Below are 18,874 nucleotides of genomic sequence, written 5' to 3'. Positions count from 1 at the left end.
TCAATGAGTTAACGAATGTTGAAGTTAATTATCTATTATCAATAGTTTACCGTATTTAGATTTGCTAAATATATAAAAAGTGGCAAAATAAGAAAAAGTCTATTGAATATAAGCAATAGTATTCGATTTAAATAGACTCACCCTCGAATCAGCATAATTTTAACAAGGAGTTAGTTTTATGAATAAAGCTGACGTACATCGCCAAAAAGTCCAAGAAATCCTCAGTAGTAACGTATTACATGGTCACCAAGTAAATGCCGCGACAAAAACATTTGATGCATTTTCTGCAGATGTTAGAGCCGTAGTTACAGCCGCAGAAATGCAAGCTGGTAAATCGGGTATTGCTTTAGCTTTATGTTGTCTACAACGTTTGAGCCTAGATGATGAAACCATTTGCCAAAAGCGCTCGCTTAAAGACACCTTATACCTTGTCACAATGCCAGATACAGCTTTAAGGGATCAAGCTGAAGATGACTTAAGGCTTGCTAAAAATGTAGTGGTCAGTAATTTTGTTAATTTTGAAAAATCTTTAGAAACTGATTTTAAGGGCAATCCTCCGAAACTCATCATCATTGATGAGTGCCATTATGGCTCTAACGTAACAGGTATACGTTACAGCACTGTATTTGACTACTTAGAACAAGAAAATGACTCTTGTAAAGTCGTGTTTATTTCTGCGACACCTTTTGGTGCTTTATATGGTGCAGAGACTGAATATGAAGAAGCTTTAGAAATTAGTTCAGAAGCAGAGGAGGATCATAACGATAAGCTACTAAAAGAGTCAGCTCAACTTGCAGATCAAGCTCTTAAAGATTCTATTTTACGGCGTGATTTTGGCACGCGATTAGTTTTTCATAAAACGAGTAACGAATATTACGGTGTTCGTGAAATGCTAAAAAATAACCGACTACATAATCTAAATGATGACGAAAGAAACTTTCTAGTTGATTCGTCTCATCGCAAAAGTTTTATGCAGCAATTTAATGCACATGAAGGTATGGGTTGGTCATTAGTTCGTGTTCCTGCCGGTACAGCAATGGATGCAAAGCAGTACTTCATTTCCCAAGGTGTAGATGAAGAAAACATTTACATACTAGGAAATTCGCTTTCAGGGGTGCCAGAAGATGAGTTATCTACAATTGATAGGTTTAAAAAAGCATTTGAAGACAGCGAATTGTTTGGTGAAAAGTTGGTCGCGATTACAGTTGCAGGGTGCCGTGCGGGAATAAACTTTGGTAATTTAATGAAGAATAACCTTATCTCTACCTGGGATAGCACAGTAGCTAGTGTTGCTGCTGTTGTACAAGCGAATGTAGGGCGTGCTTGTGGTTATCATGGCAATAATACCTCAATGCATTTCACTAATGGTAATGCAGCTGAAGCATATGGGGCAATATTGGATTATTTAGAACGTAATTGTTCAGATCATGCTGCATCTGATTTTGAAGGCCTGAAAGAGTTTTTTGAAGAAGTATGTCAAGAACATCAAGTAAATGGTTTAGATGTAGGGCTTACAATTAAATATAAAAAACGTAGACCTATTGGAGATGTTGAAACGTTCGCAACGGATCATTATGTAGCTGTCCCAGCAAGGCTATTAGACCAAGACTATGACTTTTCACAACATACACAAGATAAGCTACTTTTAGCTGCTATTTCAGTATTACGAGAAGAATTTATTAAAAATGGAGCTCCGTCTGTTAAAGGCAGTAGGGCAATGCGCGGTAAGAAAAAAAACTGGATAAAAGCTCAGTGGGTTAATGGCGATAGCTACGATAACGCCCAGAAAGCAGGCGTGGATGGACCTCAAAAAGATAGAACTATAATGCTTACCAGCATGTTAGATAATGATGAATATGTTGAGTTTAATAGGGTTGTAGCGCCAGGTTCAGGAGAGCTATCTGAAAATAAGTCAGTTACTGCAACTGTTTTTAGTATCTATAACATATCAAGACGTAAAGTTACCAAAACGATCATGACAGAAAAGGATGTGTGGGACATGTGTGATTATTTCGATATTCCACATGACGATACCATGTTTGTTTTATATAAACGCGGTGAATATGACTTAGATAGAACACTAGATAAAAAGACTCATAATGAGTTACCTGAAAAATCAGGTGCTTTAAGTGACGAATCACAGTTTTCAGTGAAGTAAAGTTTATGAATCAAGCACAAAAGCACAGAGAGTATCTAGAGAAAATAGTATCTAGTGATACTTTCGAACATCAACAACATGCAGCAAAGAGAGCGTTTTCTCATTTTCAACAGGGTAGTCGTGCTGTTGTTATAACCGCTGAGATGCAATCAGGGAAGTCTGGTATCGCATTAGCATTAGCTGCATTACAAAGGCTGAGTTTATCAGATATAGATATTTGTGAGCGCTCAAAATTAAAAGATACACTTTATTTGGTCACTATGGCCGATTTGTCACTCCAAGAGCAGGCTAAGCAAGATCTTGCTAAATGTAATAATGTTGTTGTGAGTAACTTTACTAATATGAATTTCGCACTCTCAAGCAACTTTAAAGCCCAGCCACCCAAACTCATTATAATAGACGAGTGTCATTATGGAGCCGGCTCAGAGGCCGTAAGGTATGCCAAGGTTTTTGAGTATCTCGAAAAAGAAAATACAAACTGTAAAATTGCTTTTATTTCAGCCACACCTTTTAGCGCGCTTTATTCAGCAGGTGCAGATTCGATTCTTCGTCACGACTTTAAAACCAGTCTCGTTTTCCATAAAACAAGCGATGAGTATTTAGGCATCAGAGAGATGCACCGCAATAATCAAATAGTAAAGTTAACAGAAGAGCAGCGTAATTTTTGTGATGATTCTTTACTACGTAAGCGTTTTATTAGGCAGTTCAAAGAGCATCCCTCATCAGGATGGTCATTGATTAGGGTTCCTAGTAGCCAGGCTAATTTAGCAAAAAATATCCTACTAGAAAACGGTATAGCCGAAGAGCAAATAATGGTTATTGGCCAAAAGCTGGTGGGTGTTGAGGAGAGTGATTTAGCAAGTATTGACGATTTTAAACGTGAATATGAAGCAGCAGCAATGTTCGATGACAAAGTTATCGCTATTACTGTTGCAGGCTTTAGAGCTGGTATTAATTTTGGTCAAGAGATGAAAAGCACGCTCATTAATACTTGGGACAGTACGATTGCTAATATTGCTGCAATTGTCCAGGCTAATATTGGTCGTGCTTGCGGTTATCACAGTAATACACTTGCCAAACACTATACGAACCTTGATGCTATTAAAGCTTATAGCGACTTACTTAATCACCTTGAATTAAATAGTGACAAAAGTGATTTCAAAGGGTTACATGCAGTTTTTGAAGATATCTGTGCTAAATACGAAGTAAGAGGTTTTGATAGAGGTGTTCAAATACTACCAAATAAGGAATATACCGCCTCTTCTCGAAAAAAAGATGACACTCAAACATATTTAACCCAAAGTTATCTAGCCGTTCCAGGTAAATTAGCTATACCGGACTACGATTATTCAAAATACACCCAAAACCCCTTACTGCTTGAGGCTATTGCTCTAATTAAGGCTGAATTTTTAAAAGATGATGGTCCACACCGTAAGCAGGGTAGAGCCCTTAAAGGTGAACATCAGAATTGGATAAAGGCACAATGGGTAAACGGCGTTACTTATGATGATTACACTCCAAGCTGTGCAAAAAGTAGAACAATAGAATTCATGTCATTATTAGATCAAAACCAACAGTTAGAGTTTAATAAAGTGGTTAACCCAGGCGGTGGTGAGGCTACGACTGATAAGCGAGTTATGGCGAGTGTGTTTAGTATATATAACTTATCTAAAAAAGCAGACGCATTTAAGCGTTCAATGGATGAAGATGATTTGCAAGAGATTAGTGAGCTATTAGATGTGGCACTCGATGACACAATAATTTTATTGTTTCTTCGTGGTGAACACTCAAGTGAGTTAACTAAAATAAAAAAACACCAGGCTGAAGTGATAGCTACGCACATTAAAAACCAGTCTGTTTTTTAATGTATTTTACAATGGTTTGGTCTCTATTTCCTTTAAGGCTCTAACATGGATGAAAAAACTTTAAGTTTTATTAATAAAGCAAAATCTATACATGGCGATACTTATTCTTATGATAAGTCTACTTATATTGGTAGTAATATAAAATTAACTATTACGTGTAAACACCATGGTGATTTTGAACAAACGCCATCAAACCATTTTAAATACCATTGTTCTAAATGTTCAAAAGAGGTCCAAAACAAAGCTAAATTAGCGAAGGCGTCCTCAGTGTATTTAGATAAAGTTATAGCGGTCCATGACAACAAATATGACTTATCAAAAGTAAATTATACAGGAGCCAAAAATAAAGTAACTGTAGTGTGCTCTGAACATGGCTTGTTTGAAATTAGAGCTCAACATTTTTTAGCTGGTAGTGGGTGTAAACAATGTGGAAACAAAAATACAGCATTAAAAACTATCGAAGCAGCTTCCAAAACATTTGAATTAAAGTCTAGAAAGGTCCATGGAGATAGGTTTGATTATAAGCAAGTCGCTTACAAAGGAAATACAACAAAAGTTATAATAACCTGCCCAGAACATGGAGATTACTTGCAAACCCCTCGCAAGCATCTTGAAGGTTCCGGTTGCCATAAATGTGCAATAGATAACTCCACTTCAAGGTTATCAGCTAGTGTATTTATAGAAAGAGCAAAAATAGCCCATAAAAATAAGTATAACTATTCAAAAACTCAATTTACTAAGTCACATGAAGATATAATAATTACCTGCGAACAGCATGGGGATTTTTCACAAAATCCACATAATCACTTAGCTGGGGCGGGTTGCAAACTCTGTGCTAATGAAAAAATAACCTACACTACAGCTGAATTTATAGACCGAGCTAATAATAAGCATAGATCTTACTACTCATATGAAAAAGCAATTTATGTCTCATCAAAAGTTAAAGTATTAATTACTTGTCCTACGCATGGCTCATTTAATCAAAAGCCAATACTACATTTGCAAGGCTATGGATGTAACAAATGTGCCGCTATTAAACGTGGTAAAAATAACGCCTCTTCTACAGCTGAATTTATTAGAAGCTCAAACTTCATACATGAGTACAAATGGAATTATGACAAAACAAAATATATAAATAACCATAAAAAAGTAATAATAACGTGTCAGGAACATGGTGATTTTGAACAAACCCCTGGTAGCCATAAAAGTGGAAAAGGGTGTCCTAGATGTGGGGTTATTAAGTCTACCGACTCTGGAAAGGTAAAGTATGAAGAGTTTCTAAAAAGAGCTAAGGAAGCTCATGGTGATAAGTATTTATATGACCTTGTTGAATATTCATCATTTAATGAGAAGGTTAGCATAAAGTGTTTATTGCATGGTGTCTTTAATCAATCACCGGCATCGCATGTTAGAGGATCCGGGTGCCCAATTTGTGGCTTAGAGTCTTCTAGGGAAAAAAGGAGAATCCCTCATCATGTCATACTGACAAAAGCGCATGAAGTCCATAACTTCAAATATAGTTATGTTGAAGATAGGGAAGAGAATCCAGATGGTAAATTAGTTGTTTTTTGTTCAGAGCATGGAAGGTTTGAACAAAAAATTGATGCTCACCTTAGAGGTGTAGGGTGTCCAGAATGTACTAGCATTCAACGTAATATGCAGACTGAAGAGTTTACAGAAAGATCTACTGCAGTACATAGAGGAAGATATGGCTATCAGTACGTTGACTGTAATGGGACTAATAGCATACTAAAAATTGAATGCTATAAGCATGGTATCTTTGAACAAATGGCTTCTCAACACTTAAAGGGCAATGGATGTAGAGACTGCTATGTTGATTCAACAAAACTAACTTTAGAAAATTACCTTAAAGATTGTAAAAAAATACATGCTGATAAATATGACTATTCTAAATTAGAATATAATACTATCAGGGATAAGGTTATCATTACCTGTTCTACACACGGTGACTTTCTGCAAACGGCCCATGATCATAAACATGGTGCAGGTTGTCCTAAATGTGCTGAATATTTTAGAAACTTAGACAATAAAGACCCTGATACCCCTTGTTATCTATATTATTTACAACTAAGAACAGAGCATCTCATTTTTTATAAAGTAGGCATAACAACAAAAGGCGTTAAACAACGTTTTTATCGTTTGGAGAAAGATAATACCGAAATTTTAGATCAGTTTAGTATCCTCACAACTCTTGATAAAGCCATTATTGCCGAGCAAACCATATTAGAAGAGTTTGAAGAATATAGACTCTTAATGTCAGACACTTTAGTGTTGAGCAAAGGTGGTACAGAGTGTTTTGCTGATGATGTATTAGGGGTGCATGGCTTGGAATTAGAAGACTACGTTACCTGAGATGCCTAAATCGTTTCTAAACTAATAAACCTTATCTAAATAAAAAAAGCCGTTCTATTTGAACGGCTTTCATAATAAATCTGTTTGTTAACTATCTACAAGCTTTTGATTCTTCGATCATCGCACGTTGAACAGCTACTGTTTCTTTAATTACTTTGTCGAAAAACTTTCTCTTTTCTTTCGCTGAACCGTTACGTACAAATTCAGAAAAAGGCGTAGACTTAACTTTTTCACGAGATTGAACCAACATGCCATACTCCTATTTATGTTGAATTACCTATACCGGCTATACGCTCTAAGAACGCGAGATTATACTTTTTGCCAAGTAAAGCGTCAATGTCACTTACATTAAAGTAAGGCTTTTCTTTTGTTCCATCAAGGTTTTTTTCCATAAAGATTATATCTATTTGATCCTTGAAAATATTTTTTAATTCGCTGACCACACGTTGAGACTCTAAAAACTGATTTACAAAAACCTCAGGTGGAACCCTTCTTCCTTCAACTATTTCGCGAGCCTTAACTAGGCACCAGGCCTGTTCTGGATCTTGGTAAACAAATATAATCAAAACATAGCGCTCTTTTTTAAGTGAGCGTTCTATATTTGATTTTGCCTTTTCAAAACTAGATAGTGTTGAATCAAGCAAAAAGCTTACTTTTTTCTTCAAAGCTCTATCATGTATAGCTTCAACTAAAATAGTTGCAGGCATTTGAAACAAAGGTGAATTCAACCCGTTGTAATCATCAAACTCCTTTCTTAGTTCATCATTTTCTATGTGAACAACATCAACCCCATGCTCTTTTTTAAATTGAGAAATGATACTTTTAGCAGTCTCAGTTTTTCCTGCGCCAGGGGAGCCTGCCATAAAAACAGATACAGCACTTTCTTCTTCTGGCAAATGATCAATCATATTTTTGGCAAGAGCTTTCTTCATTGCCTTAGCTTTAACTAGCGCTTTTTTTGTAATTTCTGCATCTGTCATAAAATATCAAATCTAAGGTTAATTCACATAAATAAAGGGGTTAAAACCCTCTATAAATCCAGTAGTATACCAAGAGGTCATTCAACATTTTTGGCTTATGCCATCCCCCAAAACTCAGATTTAATATCATCAGCATTATTATTTTTATATATGTTTTCACTTATCAAATAGGCTTGAGATTGATTGTTATTAATCATAAAGTGCTTATCATTCTTTTTATACAGCTTAAATGTATAGTGATATTGGCTCGAATATGTCGCAGTAGCTGAAAATACATTGGTAATATTATTTTGCCCCATAAATTGAAAAATAGCTTGAGCGACATAGTTTAATCTTTCATCTCGGCCCATATTCATTGTAAACATTGAATACGAATCTTGATCATCAAATGCAACAAATATCTCAATAACTTCGTTTGAATCTTTAAAGATAAAGTTAACCACTCTGCCGTCTAGCTTCATATCACCATCTTTATCAATTTCATACAGGTGAGGAGTTTCATTATTAACATACATAACCTCACCATTTTTAACGATGAACATTATATCGACTTCAGCTTCAATAAGCCTCATTCCACCATCGTAATCGATTTTTTGATTACTGATATTATTGCCGGAATTAGAAGTAATACTTAATGAAATCAATTTATTAAGTATTGCAGTCCTAATTTCAAACATCTTGAGAGGGTCACGGCTGAAGCAACATAAAATACTTTTAAAAAATATAAATGCTTTTCCAGTATTATTATTCTCAGTGACTTTTATAAATTCAGAATGATTAATCCCGCAATTTAAAGCATATTCCTGGTGGATTCCCCCCATTTCCTCAAGTTCTTTTATTTCCTCAAGAATAAAATATTTTATTAAATCTAAATCATTGGCTAAATGCTGATTACTTAGTATTTCTGCCCAACGTTGGGCAAAGTACTTAAGGCCATCATTAGAGAGCTGCTGTCTAACTGTATCGCCACTTTTTTGTTCGAAACTGATAAAGAATTTTATTCGCTCTATATTTTGCAATGCCATCGGAGTGGTTCTTTCTATATCCACTGACTCCTTATTCTTCTCCATGTCTATAACTTTACGATAATCATCATACGCCTCAAGGTACCTTTCTTGAATCATGAAACAGCCAGCTCTATTTAAATATACGCTTGAATGGTTTGGGCTTACTTCTAGTGATTTTGTAAAGAATAAAATAGCGTCATCTTGATTGCCGTATTGATGATACTGAAGAGCTTGGCGAAAGTATTGTTCACCTTGTGCTTCTGCCTTGGGGTCCGTTTTAATTCTTGAGAAAAAGCTAAATAGAGACATATTATTTCCTTATAATGAGATTTAGTTAAAGCAGTGCGAAAGAGCATACTGTCGATTGTGAAAGTAAGTATTATTGATCTGAAAATCGGTATTCGCTAATAACTCGATAGATTTATCCAAACATATTGATCGGATATATTCTTTTGGGATATGGCTATTAACGAGAATTTCAGCTTGTGAGTCAGTAGGGTCACAAGCTCGTAAATTGATAGGTTGATTATTAAAAAGCTGTTTTAATGCCAAACTTCCTGAAAGGGATGCCTCAGTTGCTGATGCTATAGAAGAGCTTGCAGCATTTGTGGGGCAAAATAAGCAGTCAAGTTCCCACAGAACGCTAGCAGATATTTCTAACACAGCCCAATTTTCTTCTGGCTGTGCTTGTCTGTATTTATAAAACATTTTGTCGTTAGGGTAGGATATAGATAATGAAATCATGTGAGTTCTGTAGTCAAACCTATTAGCATCGTTGTAAATATGACCTTTAGATATTTCGTTATTATAATCTTTACTATTAAGACCTATGTCCAAAATGCTTTTAATATTTTTTACTTTTGTAAAGTGTATTAATGTAGTAATTCCACGCTCTTTGCAAAACTGCTTAATAAGGTTTTTATCATCAATATTCGCATACTTGCCTAATTGGAAATGCGTCATTACGGCATCAATTAATTCAAGACGTAGTGAAATAGTATTTTGATGCGTGCCTATTTGAGCCATTGAAGTCGAAAAATGAATGTTAGGGCTGTCTAATTCCAATAGTGGCATCTCAGCCTTTAATTTTACACCACTGGATTTAGCAAAGTTACGGACCAGGAGAGAGCTTTTGTTAGCGAATGATAATTCATTTACTACAAACTCAGCTGCAATAGCTGGGGTGGGTAAAAGGGCTAATGTCTTTTTTAACATAGTTTCAAACATATTAATTTCCATTTAAATAAATAAATCCTTTTGTATAGGGGAGGCGCAACTTTCGATGCTTTGGCTTAAGTGAGCTATAAACTCATCAGCAGAGCGAGTAACTTGTTCTAAAATGCCATTGTTGACTAAAGAAACATACAAAGCTGCAGCTCTAGCTTGGCAATTAACACTTTTTTTAGGATTAAACTCAATATCAGTAAACGCATTATACTGAATAATTTGAGAGTGTAGTTCTTTGTTTAACTTTAAAGCATTAATGTAAATCCAATCATAAAATATAGTTTTAGGTGTGAGTGGCCAGGTTTTTCCATTACTAAAAAAGCCAGTTAAACAGCCGCTCTCAACTAAACGGCTATCTCGTTTAACTTCATGTGTCGGAATTGTTAGAAGCTCTTTAAAAGGGCCGCCATTTTCAAACACTTTAGATGCATGAAAAATATTTTCTAGTGGAACCTCGCGACCATTTTTTAATGTAACTAGCAAATTGAAAGCACTTAGGCTTACACCCAAAGTACTCTCACTTTTAGTAGAGATCTCAAGTACATTTAAATCATTAAACAAGTTATGCGCAGCGTTATGTAAAGAGCGAACAGATTTTTGCTTTTGTGTGGCTGCCATTCCTTTATGCCATTCAAAGTCAATTAGCTCTTCCTGTACATAAGGAAACGGCTTAGTCACTTTAAAAATGGGTCTAGAAGCCACTTAATAAACCTTAAGGTGTTGTTATATTAATTACGGGGGTTAAGCACTCTTGTATACTTAAACCACCATGATTGTAATAATCCCCACCCACATAACCTGCAATACCAGGAGCCATAGCTACGGACACGTTTTCGTTCCAATGCCATGGTACTTTTAATTCGTCAGTGCTTACATTGTCTTTTAAAATAGCACAGCGGGCTAAGCGTTTTTTAACCTGATTTTTTGGAATGTTTGCCTCAGCTAATTTACCAGGCACCCATAACCAACCGTGGTCGGTCACAATGCGGATATTTTTCCAGCCAGCAACTATTAAGCCTTCAATACGGGTGACTACATCATTTAATATGCTATCAATATAGCGCGGCATTTTCAGCTGTTGCTTATGGCCCATACTGTCTAAATCGCCAGTTTGTAGCCATGCATTTATAGATGGGTTACCAGTGTCTAACTCTTTTAAAAACTGCCAATTCTTTTTACCCAATGCGCTACTCAGGTGGTAAGAGCTAAACTCAGAGTTAGACTCGGTTATCTGGGGGATAAAATTATCATTTTCTTGTGCGCCACTTAAAATATCGGCTACAGGCGTTACGGCAGCCTTAGCGGTTGCAGTTAGTGAGGGCAGGGCACACCAATTACTTGTTAAATTAACATTTATGTTTAATTTACTAAGCTTATTCTCAAGCATTTTTGCAGTATCAAAACGTAGTCCATCTACAAAAAATACAGCTTGGCCGTTGGTGTTATACGTCGCGGTCGACTCATTAATTTCACCGGCACTACTTGGCTTACCGGGGTAGCCTTCTTCCTTTACTAAGCGTTGAAAGTTCAACGTAACAGCTTCAAGCCAAGGGGTATAAATTACTGCCAGAATATCAGCTACTACTTGCTCCTGGTTTAAATCAGTAGCAGCAGCCATTGCGTTAATAGCAGCAGCATCAGCTTGCCAAAAACGCTCTTTGTAGGTTTGTGCCATTGCCTCAGCACTTGGGCCTGTAAAATTAATTTGAGTATGCTGCGCAACACTTACTAGCTGTTCTAATATATTAAGCCAAGGCGACATATCGAGCTTTTGCCACAACCAGTTTTTACGCTGTTCGTGTAATTTAAACAAGGCCGTCAATTGTTGCCTTAATTCGGCTGGCGTTAGGTTAATAATGTTTGCTAATTTATTTGCTAATTCAGATTCATCTTTTAAATTTTCAGATAAAAAATGGCTGGCCTCAAATGCTAAACCATTAGGTGTTATAGCTTTGAACTTTTCAACTAAACAGGGCAGGTTGTGTGCAGTGTCTTCAAATCGTTCCCACACAGCTTGCCATTCGCCTTCAGCCTCACATAAGTTGTAAGTAATAGCGCTTATATCGCTTATTGCATCAGGGTCAAAGTTAAATTGGCTTATACAGGCTTGTTTAAATACAGGCCATTTATTTTCACCCCAAGTTTGTTTTTTTGCTTCAGGGTTATTTAACCAAGCTAAAATATCTTTAGCTGGGTCATCCATTACAATGCTTATAAAGTCTTGGGCTTCTAGCTTTTTACCTTTTAATTGCTCAGCTGGCGTTTCAAGTAAATCGGGTAGAATATTGAGTATGGCTTCTTGCGTTTTTTTGTCTTTGGCAACATCAAGCTCTAATCCCACACGCGGGTTGGTTAAAAATGAGCCAACACTCCAATCCCTACCTGCAGAGTTGTAAGCCCACCAGCAGCCTCGGTATTGCAATTCGGCTAAAGGTCTCAGTTCGTCGGGGCATTGCTCTATTGCACGTAAGTCTTTACGGCCAACACCCGGTAAATAAATTATCGGGGTTTTACCTTTAGGTAATTCACAGTCTTCTAATACTCCAGCTATAGCACATTTAATCCATATAGCAGGGCCTATGCGCTCTTCTGGGTTGTAAGTACCTAACTCAATGAGTTCGGGTACATGTTGCTTTATAAACGGCATAGCAGATTTCCACTGGCATTCAATGTCAGTCCACAAAATAGCAGCCGGGGCAACTTGCACCGCTGAATTATATTTAGCAGAGCTTCTTAGCTGCTCAATTAAATAGTCTATTAATTGCATTAAACTTTATCTCTCGCTGCTGTTTTCTCGGCCAGTGTTAAGTGATGGTCGTTGATACGGTCGCCTTGTTTGCCGCCATATTCTAAACCTAAATCATACCAAGGGGCTGACGCTACATCGGTTCCACGGTCTTTCTTCCAATGAATGTTTGGTTTTGAGCGTAAAATGCCTGCGTCTTTTTTACCTATATCTTTCGCTTTCATGAATGGTCGGATATTTAAGCGTACACCATCATTTAAGTCTGGATTCCAACCTATCGGTTGTTCCGCTAATGACTTCCAGCGTACAAATATATCTAAGCCTTCTTCACCAATCAAAATGTCTTCAAGTTGTTTTCTTAGGTTTCGAGCTGCAGCCAAGCGTATTTCAGCGCCTTCATCACCATCCTTTTCTAGTTGAATTTGTGTACTGATCCAGTCATCAAGGTAGGTGTAAATTAAGCGCTCTAAGCCTTTGTAATCGAGTTGGTGGTAATTAACTAGGGCAGAGAAACCATCAGGCAAGCCATCCCAAATATGCCAAATAAACGGGCGATGCTGGAATAGTTTACAATGTTGTTCAAAGAACTTATCACGTAGCCAAATGTTTAAGTCGCGAGACTTAACGGATTTCAATAAATTGTTTAATACGGTCGCAGACCACTTATCACCATAAGCAGCATGTAATATGGCTTCTAATCTATCAACCGCAGGCTTTTCACCACGTATGGCAGGTATACAAACAATGCCGTCATCATCAACTAAGCTATCAAACACATTATTTTGAGTGATGACTTCGCGCATTTCAGGCGCTAATTCCATTTCCGAGTCCAGCTCGGCTGGCCATCGATAACCTAATAAGCGAGCAAGGGCAACTTGCAGAACGGTATCATCTTCGCGCAATTCGCTAATAACGGTTGTTTTAGTTTCTTCATCCCAGACAACTGAAGCACAGGGGTGGCCGTGGAAAATCCATTGTGTTGCATTATCTGAGTATGGCTGTGGTAAGCCGTTAGGGTATTTCTCTGAAGCTACTTTTGTCCACTTTTCTATTTCAAAAGGTACTTTAGCCAAAGTCGAATTGGTTACTTTTAAACTTTGGTCAATCTCGCGTACATTGCGACTATATTCATTTGATGAGCAATAAGCCCATAATGCAGGTAAAACATCTGAATTTGATGGTATAATAGGAGAACAACTGATATCAAACTTCTGACCCAAATAAAGTGTTGCGGGCAATTTCCCCATCATACTAACGACCACACCGCGTGTACCCCAATAACTTTCGCCTTTCACATAAGCTCTAGGGTTCTCTCGATGTAATTTTCCATCTTCAGCCCAATAAAACACATGTTCCATTCCTCCAAATGAATTAATAGAATCACTAGTACATTGAAAAAAATGCCATTTAGTGTAAGCAGATACTTCCCAAAACTTGAATCTAAATCTTAACGAGTCTGCACCGTGCATACCATTTAGCGCAATTGAAACAGAGTCTAAATTAGGATGAGTAGATACCTTGCCAAAAGTAAGTATTGCATCTACGTTTCCGATCTGTTCTTTTTGAGAAAAAGCAGTTAACTTATCCGACTTCAAGGCCTGATGTTTTTCCTCTGTTGATTTAGATTTTGAAACATCTACACTAGTTGCAATATGATTTTCATCAGAGTTGTTTTTTGAGATGCTTACTAAGATAGCTTTAACCACCTCTCCAGATATGGTTTCAAATGCTCCCGCTCCTAGCCTAGCGATAAGGTTCCATTTTTTCTCTTCCAACAGTTTTATACGTAGAGCACTATAACTACCTAAGAACAACCAATTTTGAGGCATCACAATGCTACTATTACCATTCAGAGAACAAATATCAATGCATCGTTCCAGGAATACAGTAGCTAAATCATTTTTAGCGTCTGGGTAATAACAACCACAATACTCCCCCAACAAGTTAGATTGTTTTCTTTTGAGTAGATAAGGTACATTTGTAATAACCCACTGATAATTATCAGCTAGCAAATTTGCCGATTTTGCCAAACCTTGCGCTACAGCTGTAGCCTCCTTACTTGCAACAGGTTTATTTTTCAAGGCAGATTGCAAAAACTCCCAAGGTTTTTGCTCGCCTTCTTTTAATGATTTATTTGGATCTATTAAACTCCCCAAAGTAGGCGCATCTTTAAACGTTTTTTGCATCCATTTAATAGCATCTTGAAGTACTACATCGTCTTTAGCGAGATTCTTCCATTCCTTTTGTGCTTCCTCAATCGATATACCAGAACAAGCAAGTTGTAGCTCAGGTAATTGGCGATAACCGCCAGCATCAGGGTAACGCCAAGCTTCGAGCGCTAAGGCAAATGCAGCCAGTTCTACACAGCGTTGATCAAGCTCTAGGCCGTGAATATTTTGAGCTAATACTAGATCAATTGCTTCTTTTGCAGTTAGCCCTTCTAGTTCCATACGTATCGGCACTAACATTAAGAGCTTAGCGACTAAAAAGTGACCTGAACCACAGCATGGGTCGAGGGTTTTAAACTCACTTAAATCGTTTGGCCATTTATCAAAATCACCTGCCGCCGAATTCCATACTCCACTGTCTTCATCTTTAATAAAACGCAAATATTCAAGCGGTACGCCGGGAATAGACGCTAGATCTCGCAGCTCTTGTTCACTGGTTGCAGTCGCTAAGTCGTCTTGCGTTAAGCGGCGTTTTGCCCACCAAGCACCTAGTGCGTTGTCGAGTAAAAAGCTCACCATATAAGGCTCGGTAAATAACTGAGTTACTGGGCTTAATTCTTTAGCACCAATTTTTACGCCAGATTCATTAACCTGTTTTTTCTTTTTGTTTTGCCAGAATTGATAACACCAACCTAAAGCGTCAGACGCTTGGAAAGTTTCTTTATCAAGCGTAGCTATAAGCTCTTCTAGGTCATTAACATGGTTAATTGACAGCTTTACTTCAAATACTGGCGAATCTGCTCGGAATATTTGCGGCAACATTTTTTGCGCTAATTGGCCTGCTAATTCCCATCCGTCTTTAACATCTGGCTCTTCTTCAGCTAGCTCAAAACACTCATCAAGGGTTACGTGGGTGTGTTGGTCGTACATTAACAAGTCACTTTGCTCTAAAAAGCGCGCAAACAACATACGATGCCAATGCTCGTACGCCATTTCGTTGGCGAGCAACTCTGTTTCTTGTTTGCCTGTATCACGATTTAACACATCACCTAATTGACGACCGTGAGCACGTAAACGCGTTCTGAGTTTACGTTCTGCTTCGCTTAAATAGTTCGGTGCATTGCCATCGCCAATACCTAAACGAGTAAGTGCTTCAGTTACTGCAATTTCAACGGTATCACGGGCTTTTACTACTGTTTTTTCTAGCTTGCCACGTAATGTTTTATCTAATGGAGTTCTCATTTCTTATTCCTTTAGCAAGCTTATTAGCTAGGTACCACAGGGCCATTGGCCAGCTCTGAACGAAGTTGTGTTTCAACGTCTGTTAGCCAAGCTTTAAGATCGTCTTCTGATTCGATCATCGGCTTATTTAAGCGGATATGTTTTACTTTTGGTGCAAGTTCGTTAATGGCATCTTTTAGGGCTGCATCAAAACGACCTGGCAGCGCTGAAATGCGGTCATTCCACTGCTCAAAATTTGTATTTTCAATAGCATCGTATACCGCTGCCGATGAAGATAAATCAACGATAGGCACTGAGGCTAAACTGCGTTTATCTAACAGTACTTGTTTTTTGCTTTCATCTAGCTTGGCCCAATTAGCGTCATCCATTAAGTCGCGTTGGCATGCATTGAATTCGTCCTCATATTCAGATAGTTTCGCTGTAATGGCGTCACGTAATGCTGATTCTGCTTGTTTGAGTAGTGGGCTAATAGGGCTAGGTTCAACTAACAAGCTACGGTTGGATACAATTGATTCCATCTGTTGTTCAATAGTTCTGTAAATCGCTAAATTTTTACAGCGAAGAGCAACGTTTTTCAGTTCGTTCCATTGGTTAATTCGTAGTTTTGCGAGATCAGCTTGTTCTTGCCACTGAGTAAATTGACTTTGGATTTCGTCTTTAGCATCATACGCTTGTTGTAACTGTTCGTTACCATTGTACATTTCTAAATTAGTTAGAATTGTAGTATTTGGTGCTAATGGCAATGGCGCTTCACCACCGGCACTGCGTGCTATTAGCTTTGCGTTTGCAATAGCAACTGGCAGTTTACTTTGTTCTTCATTTGAGCCACAGTTTTGCCCTTCAGGGAGTAGTGCATTAATTAAGCCACGTACTTTTATTATCTGTACTTTTGATAACGTGACGTTTTCAGGACGGAACTTAGTTTGGGTCACTGAAGATCTATCTAAGTTTTTAGCATCAACAGCGCGCTCTTGGCCATCTTTTGCATTGAGCACTCCGGCAGCTACCATGGCAAAAAGGGCACCTTCAATCGTATCTTTACCCCAGCCATAAGGCGCATCTTTAAAGTGTTCTATAATTTCTTTACCCGTTTTAACTAAGCCGATAAAGCGTTTAATTTCAGAGCATACAGGGTGTTTATCTGCTTCATCATTGTGGTCAATGGCTTCTAATGCATTCGGGTCACCTTGAGTACTGGCTCGGCTGTATACTTTTGCCCAACCTTTGTTGTCAGCCATTTTAAATTTACTGTATAAACGCTGGCATGCTAACACACCTGCATTTTGAATTTGCTCGGCTAAAGACTCGCCTTCAACGTCTTGACCACCAGCAAGCTGTACTTGGATTTGGTTAAATATATCTTTTAATATCGCTTTTTTAGTGCGGTCAGCTTCTTTAAAACGATATTCCATTGCTGCGTAGGCTTCTTTACCTGCATCGGTTTTAGCTGTGCCGCGCACATCAATGGTGGTTTCTGCCGCTTTTAATTCAACAATGGCTTTACGAAGTTCGTCACGTTGAGTGGTTGGAACATATATATAAATAGTAGCTGTATCAGGGTTTGCACCTCGGGCAAGATCGTTAAATTGCTTTTCAGATACTTCTGGGGCCCATGCATATAGCTTTTTATCGGCATCACTTGGTAACTCAGTACCAAACTCTAAGTTAATAGTTCGCGGTTCAGCAACATCACCTTGAATTATTCTCGCTTGTGCTACTTGTTTACGCACATATTGTTGAATTTCTTGGGAGCGAAATACTTCTAGACGTTGTGGATTGCTTTTTAACTCACTTTCTTGCTGACGATACATATCGTACCATTGCTGGCTTTCTACTGTTTGCAGGCGGTATTCTTCCCCCGCATTTGTTTGCATTGGCATTACCAAACCATCGTCAACCAGTTGAGCTAGTAGTTTAGGTACTTTAGCTCGAAGTTCGTGTTTGCCTTCTAGCAGGTTTTCAAGTAATAAATCAGATAGGGCATCAGCAGTTGCTGCTATGCCATATTCTATATCGTTAGGTAGTTTGCTTATCAGTAATATAAGAGCAAGGATACGCGCTTGTAATTTTTGGTCATTATCACCACCTTTTAAGCGGCTGATGGTTTCGTAAATATCTTTACCAATTACACCGCTATTAAGCAATTTAGTGGCAATTTGATCGTATATGTAGTCGGCTGGTACAACATACCCTAGAGGGTACTCTGCGGTTACTTTTGTTGCTTCGTGTACTACGCGTAACTGGTTACGTAACTGTGAGCCTGTGCCTGTTTTATCAAGTGCTGGAAGCACTCGCTCCCAAAAACGACGGCGCACAGGTAGTAATGGGTAATCGGCAACCATCCATTTTTCATCTTCTTTATTGTGCTCAATAATACTGCCACGTAAATGGCGTGAAATTTCACCTAATTCGTTATCAATAACTGTTTGGATTTGTGGGCGGGCAGTTTCTTTCTTTTGAAGAATTACCTTACGTATAACCGAGTCTACGTCCGTATCTTCTAATTGAACGTTAACTTGAAAACGTCCCATCAATCGATGCAAGTTTTCAGTACCAGATAGCGCACTTTGTCCTGTGCCAATAAATAATAACTTGGAGTTTAAGCGGCCATCATCACCACAGGTTTCAACTAATTCTTGAACGTCCATTGCTGTTTCAATACTGTCGCCAATATATTGTTGTACTTCATCGAGAACGACAAGTGTTAATGGCAGATCACCATCAATGGCAAGGGCATCCATAATCGCAGTAACCATTTCTTCGTTACTAATATCCGTAACGACTTGATATTGCGAACGTATCATATCTCTTACTTCTTTGGCATCACTGGCATAACCAGGGAGAGAGCTTAGTAAGGCATTACCAATAAGAGGTGAAACATGAAGGTTTTTTAGCTCATACTCCCAAGAGTTGCGGCCTTCCTTTTGTTTAGAGTTTAGGCTGATGTAAGTTTTTACGTTGTCTAATATCCCTTCTGCTTTTAGCCACATGACAAATTTAGCCAAATGGTATTGTTCTGGTAGCCCTACAGATTTAAAAATAATACTTAAAAATGATAATCTAACTCTCTTGCCTGCTCCAGAGCCCAGCGTACCTGATGCTGCATGT

Annotated in this window: 11 protein-coding genes; 3 read left to right on the top strand and 8 right to left on the bottom strand. The window is 38.0% G+C overall.

All coding sequences use genetic code 11. The annotated features are described in order from the left end of the window. The first annotated feature begins 178 nt into the window (after positions 1 to 178). The 3 genes from CXF89_RS14760 to CXF89_RS14750 are packed head-to-tail and all read left to right on the top strand — an operon-like array spanning position 179 to position 6,396. Positions 179 to 2,158, top strand: coding sequence for a DEAD/DEAH box helicase (locus CXF89_RS14760; RefSeq protein ID WP_121955029.1), 1,980 nt, complete (start codon positions 179 to 181; stop codon positions 2,156 to 2,158). Positions 2,159 to 2,163: 5 nt separating this feature from the next. Continuing rightward, positions 2,164 to 4,023 carry a DEAD/DEAH box helicase family protein gene (locus CXF89_RS14755; protein ID WP_121955028.1) on the top strand — a complete coding sequence of 620 codons (1,860 nt, stop codon included), beginning with the start codon at positions 2,164 to 2,166 and terminating at the stop codon, positions 4,021 to 4,023. Positions 4,024 to 4,068: 45 nt separating this feature from the next. Beyond that, positions 4,069 to 6,396, top strand: coding sequence for a hypothetical protein (locus CXF89_RS14750; RefSeq protein ID WP_121955027.1), 2,328 nt, complete (start codon positions 4,069 to 4,071; stop codon positions 6,394 to 6,396). 91 nt (positions 6,397 to 6,487) lie between these two features. On the opposite strand, the gene CXF89_RS21215 is transcribed toward CXF89_RS14750, so the two are convergent. The 8 genes from CXF89_RS21215 to brxC form a co-directional block, all read right to left on the bottom strand. After that, entirely contained in the window at positions 6,488 to 6,646 is a 159-nt protein-coding gene (locus tag CXF89_RS21215; protein ID WP_167378567.1) for a hypothetical protein, read from the bottom strand. A gap of 13 nt (positions 6,647 to 6,659) precedes the next feature. Next, positions 6,660 to 7,376: a zeta toxin family protein gene (locus tag CXF89_RS14745; protein ID WP_121955026.1), complete on the bottom strand. Its 717-nt coding sequence runs from the start codon at positions 7,374 to 7,376 to the stop codon at positions 6,660 to 6,662. Positions 7,377 to 7,471: 95 nt separating this feature from the next. Beyond that, positions 7,472 to 8,692, bottom strand: a complete 1,221-nt coding sequence (locus CXF89_RS14740; RefSeq protein ID WP_121955025.1) for a tetratricopeptide repeat protein — start codon at positions 8,690 to 8,692, stop codon at positions 7,472 to 7,474. Between the two features lie 21 nt (positions 8,693 to 8,713). Then, positions 8,714 to 9,610, bottom strand: a complete 897-nt coding sequence (locus CXF89_RS14735) for a DarT ssDNA thymidine ADP-ribosyltransferase family protein (protein WP_180961413.1) — start codon at positions 9,608 to 9,610, stop codon at positions 8,714 to 8,716. Between the two features lie 12 nt (positions 9,611 to 9,622). Beyond that, the gene (locus CXF89_RS14730) at positions 9,623 to 10,312 is read right to left on the bottom strand and encodes a DarT1-associated NADAR antitoxin family protein (RefSeq protein ID WP_121955023.1); all 690 of its coding nucleotides are present in this window, start codon (positions 10,310 to 10,312) and stop codon (positions 9,623 to 9,625) included. A gap of 10 nt (positions 10,313 to 10,322) precedes the next feature. Further along, positions 10,323 to 12,377, bottom strand: coding sequence for a BREX-1 system phosphatase PglZ type B (pglZ, locus tag CXF89_RS14725; protein WP_121955022.1), 2,055 nt, complete (start codon positions 12,375 to 12,377; stop codon positions 10,323 to 10,325). Next, positions 12,377 to 15,766 carry an Eco57I restriction-modification methylase domain-containing protein gene (locus tag CXF89_RS14720; protein WP_121955021.1) on the bottom strand — a complete coding sequence of 1,130 codons (3,390 nt, stop codon included), beginning with the start codon at positions 15,764 to 15,766 and terminating at the stop codon, positions 12,377 to 12,379. The genes pglZ and CXF89_RS14720 overlap by 1 nt, the downstream gene beginning before the upstream one ends. A gap of 23 nt (positions 15,767 to 15,789) precedes the next feature. After that, a partial coding sequence (brxC, locus tag CXF89_RS14715) for a BREX system P-loop protein BrxC (protein ID WP_121955020.1) occupies positions 15,790 to 18,874 on the bottom strand: 3,085 nt, incomplete at its 5' end.

The organism is Pseudoalteromonas sp. MelDa3, assembly GCF_002863625.1.
Lineage (GTDB): Bacteria > Pseudomonadota > Gammaproteobacteria > Enterobacterales > Alteromonadaceae > Pseudoalteromonas > Pseudoalteromonas arctica.
The sequence above is the reverse complement of the archived record's forward strand: the minus strand, read 5'-3'. Positions and strand labels throughout refer to the sequence as shown.